Annotated in this window: 5 protein-coding genes, 1 tRNA gene and 1 pseudogene; 5 read left to right on the forward strand and 2 right to left on the reverse strand. The window is 68.7% G+C overall.

The features are described from left to right. Window positions 1-99, reverse strand: a pseudogene (locus tag VJS38_RS01015) (cytidylate kinase); the annotation flags it as partial. A 139-nt stretch (window positions 100-238) separates the two neighbouring features. Next, window positions 239-1,588 (reverse strand): 3-phosphoshikimate 1-carboxyvinyltransferase, encoded by a 1,350-nt coding sequence (gene aroA, locus VJS38_RS01020; protein WP_324086296.1) that lies wholly within the window; start codon window positions 1,586-1,588, stop codon window positions 239-241. A 119-nt stretch (window positions 1,589-1,707) separates the two neighbouring features. Between aroA and VJS38_RS01025 the strand changes: the two genes are divergently transcribed. The 5 genes from VJS38_RS01025 to VJS38_RS01045 all read left to right on the forward strand — a co-directional run. After that, complete coding sequence (locus tag VJS38_RS01025) at window positions 1,708-2,160, forward strand: TIGR02300 family protein (RefSeq protein ID WP_324086297.1); 453 nt, start codon at window positions 1,708-1,710, stop codon at window positions 2,158-2,160. A gap of 115 nt (window positions 2,161-2,275) precedes the next feature. After that, window positions 2,276-2,351 (forward strand) — tRNA-Ala (locus tag VJS38_RS01030). 131 nt (window positions 2,352-2,482) lie between these two features. After that, entirely contained in the window at window positions 2,483-2,896 is a 414-nt protein-coding gene (locus tag VJS38_RS01035) for a four-helix bundle copper-binding protein (protein WP_324086298.1), read from the forward strand. A 190-nt stretch (window positions 2,897-3,086) separates the two neighbouring features. Further along, entirely contained in the window at window positions 3,087-3,509 is a 423-nt protein-coding gene (locus VJS38_RS01040; RefSeq protein ID WP_324086299.1) for an Hsp20 family protein, read from the forward strand. A 108-nt stretch (window positions 3,510-3,617) separates the two neighbouring features. Continuing rightward, window positions 3,618-3,794, forward strand: a 177-nt coding sequence (locus VJS38_RS01045; protein WP_324086300.1) for a DUF1150 family protein, incomplete at its 3' end; no start/stop codon positions are given.

The raw sequence follows: 3,794 nt of genomic DNA on the forward strand, positions 1-3,794 counted from the left end.
GAGCACCGGCAGGCCGTAGGCCGCGCCGAGGCGGGTGGCGATGGTGCCCTTGCCCGACGCGGCCGGACCATCGACGGCGATGACGAAGGGGGCGGTCACTTGCCCCTTCCCCCGCTCGTCCCCGCGAAAGCGGGGATCCAGGCTTTTTTGCCCTGCAGCCGGCGCCGGGCGGCGCCTTCGCAACAGAAAACGCCTGGGTCCCCGCTTTCGCGGGGATGACCGGTGTTTAAGGGAAAGCTCATCGAACCCCGGCCGACGCGTCTTCGCGAATGTCGCCGTTAAGGCCCTGCATGATCTTCAGGAAACCCGGGAAGCTGGTGGCGATCATCCCCGGTTCATCGACTGAGACCGGCTCATCCGTGGCCAGGCCCATCACGAGGTGCGACATCGCAATGCGATGATCGCCATGAGTGGTCACGCGCGCCCCGCCGCGAACTGAAGTTGCGCCGGTCACCGCCATATGCTCGGGGCCTTCCTCGACCTCGACCCCACAGGCGGCCAGTCCACGGACCATCAGGGCGATACGGTCGCTTTCCTTCACCCGCATCTCGCCGATCCCGCGCATCGTCGTGCGACCTTGTGCGAAGGCGGCGGCGATCGCCAGGATTGGGTATTCGTCGATCATGGAAGGCGCACGTTCCGGCGGCACCTCCACACCCCGCAGTTCGGAATGCCGAGCGGTGACGTCAGCGACGATTTCCCCGGACATCTCGCGCACGTTCGTCTCGCTCAGATCCGCGCCCATCTCCTTGAGGGTCTCGAAAAGACCAGCGCGAAGCGGATTCATCAGCACGCCTTGAACGGTCACCTCCGAGCCGGACGTGATCAGGGCGGCCACCAGCGGGAAGGCCGCCGACGACGGATCGCCCGGCACGAAGACCCGCGAAGCCGTCAATGTCTGGCCGGCGGGCAGGACGATGCGGCGGCCGGCGCCCTCCTGGCTCACCTCGACCTGGGCGCCGAAGGCGCGGAACATGCGCTCGGTGTGGTCTCGCGTGGGCTCCGGCTCGAACACCTCCGCGCCCGCCTGGCCGGCGAGGCCGGCCAGCAGCACCGCCGACTTCACCTGGGCCGAGGGCTCGGGCAGGCGGTAGGCGATCCGCTTCAGGCCGCCGCCCCGCAGCGTCAGCGGCAGGCGGCCGTTCGCGCGGGCGATCCAGGTCGCGCCCATCTCGCCCAGCGGCTTCAGCACCCGGTTCATCGGCCGCCCGCGCAGCGAGCTGTCGCCGGTGAAGGTGGCGGCCAGCGCGAAACCGGCCGCAGCCCCCATGATCAGCCGCACGCCGGTGCCGGCGTTGCCGCAGTCGATCACGTCCACGGGCTCGGCGAAGCCGCCGCGGCCCTCGACGCGCCAGCGGCCGCCTCCTGCTTCACTTGGGCTCAGCCGCTCGACGCCCGCGCCGAAGGCGGCCATCGCCGCCGCGGTGCGCTTGACGTCCTCGCCTTCGAGCAGCCCCTCGACCTCGGTCACGCCCGAGGCGAGCGCGCCCAGGATCAGGGCGCGGTGGGAGATCGACTTGTCGCCGGGAGCCCGCACGCGGCCCTTCAGGGGACCCGCGCGCCTGGCGGTCAGAGCGGCCGCCGTCATCGTCAAAACCAAGCCTCCGCAGGCGTCTGGAACAAAGAGGGGGATTGCTTTGACAGCCGCATTCCTGCGTGGCAAGGGAGCGCGCTTCACGAAACACAGCCGTTTAGAGGATCGCCTCCTTGGCCAATCCCGAACTGGGCACCAAACAGATCTGCCCACAATGCCAGGCGAAGTTCTACGACCTGAACAAGCGCCCGGCGCACTGCCCCAAGTGCGGTTCCGAATTCGATCCTGACGAGGCGGTCCGCAACCGCCGCGTCCGCGCCCGCGCCGTCACCCCGGACACGGAGGCCGACGACGAGCGCGAGGATCAGGTCCTGGGCGACGAGGCCGAGGGCGAAGAAGAAGACGCCGCCACGCCGGAGTTGGACGAAGTGGTCGACGAGCCGCTGGCCGCCGACGACGACGAGGACGCCGGCGAACCGGGCGCGGGCAAGGAGTCCGACGACCTGGGCGAGTTCTCCGACGACGAAGAGGTCGAGGCCGACGACGTTCCCTTCCTGGAAGAGGACGAGGACGACTTCGACGACAGCGAAATCGACGGCCTTCCCGGCGAGGGGGACGACGACTGACGACTGGTTCCGGCGAGGGCGAAAAAATCTCTCTCGCCGGGCTTGATCGCGCGGAACGGTTTGAATAGGTTCCGCGCCTCTCCGGGGCGGCGACGCTCCAGAGACCCGAGACCTCGGGGCTATAGCTCAGTTGGTAGAGCGCTTGAATGGCATTCAAGAGGTCAGCGGTTCGACTCCGCTTAGCTCCACCATGGAGGCCCGCCGGTACCCCCGGCGGGCCTTCGCCTTTTCCGCCGCAAGCTGAACTCTTCGCGAGCCCGGAACGACCCTCGCCGTCAGCCGCTTTTCCGCCATTCGGTGCAGCTGAAGCGAGGAGGCGCCCATGCATGCCCAGCAGATGATCTCCACCCATCCCCAGGAGCGCGGCCAGACGGGCGCCGCCCTGATCCACTGCATCGAGGAATGCTACGACTGCGCCCAGACCTGCACGGCCTGCGCCGACGCCTGCCTGGGCGAATCGATGGTCCAGTCGCTGACCCAGTGCATCCGCACCTGCCTGGATTGCGCCGACGTCTGCGTCGCCACCGGGACCCTGGCGACCCGCCGCACCGGCTCCAACGTCGAGCTCGTCACCGCCATGCTGGAGGTCTGCGAGGACGCCTGCCGCAGTTGCGCGCGCGAATGCGAGCGCCACATGGACCGGATGCCGCACTGCCGGATCTGCGCCGAGGCTTGCCGCCGCTGCGAAGCCGCCTGCCGCGAGGCCGCCGGCGCCATGAGCCCGACGCTGCAGTAGCGCCCTCACGGGCGCGTTGTTCTGCATCTGCTTGAGCCGGCCCCACGACGGCGCCGTGGGGCTGGACGGCCAAGGCCCCTGCGCATTGCGCAGCCGGCGGCGAACACCCACATAGGTTGGGTCCGGTCGAGCCGCGCCGCTGCCGGGCGGCCCGATCGGAGAGTCGCTTTTGGTGAGGACTCTTCGCGCTATGAATCGGTCGATCCTCTTCGACAGCCCCTTCCTCTTGGGGTTCGAGCATACCCGCAGCCTGATCGAGCGCGCCGCCAAGGCCGCCGCCGAGAGCTATCCGCCCTACAATGTGGAGGATCGCGGCGAGGCCGGGATCCGCATCACGCTGGCGGTGGCGGGCTTCGCGCCCGACCAGCTCAGCGTCACCGTCGAGGACCGCCAGCTGACCATCCAGGGCCGGCGGGACGGCGACCAGGCCAGGAGCGGGGAGGCTTTCCTGCACCGCGGCATCGCCGCGCGGGGCTTCATCCGAAGCTTCGTCCTGGCCGACGGGATGGTGGTGGAGAGCGCAATCCTTGGGCACGGGCTGCTGCACATCGATCTTGTGCGGCCCGAACCGGAAAAACGCGTCATCACCGTGCCGATCCGGACGGTGGGATGAGTTGAGGCGACGAATACCCCAGGTGCGCGAATGTCACGGCGCCTGGCCCCAAGAACGGTCGGCTGAACCGGCGCCCGTTCGAAGCGTTGAGTTTTTGGAGGTGGTCATATGACGCCCGTCTTGACAGCAGAAGCATTTGCCGCTCTCGGCGCGCCGCATCTGGTCTACGTCCGTCCCGTGAAGGCGGCGGAGATCATCGCAAGTGTTCCGTCCGCACAGGTGCAAGGCTTCGATCTCGACCCCGAGCAGACGCTGTATGCGGTGCATCGCGCCGACGGCGAACGC

It is taken from the genome of Phenylobacterium sp., assembly GCF_035276905.1.
GTDB lineage: Bacteria > Pseudomonadota > Alphaproteobacteria > Caulobacterales > Caulobacteraceae > Phenylobacterium.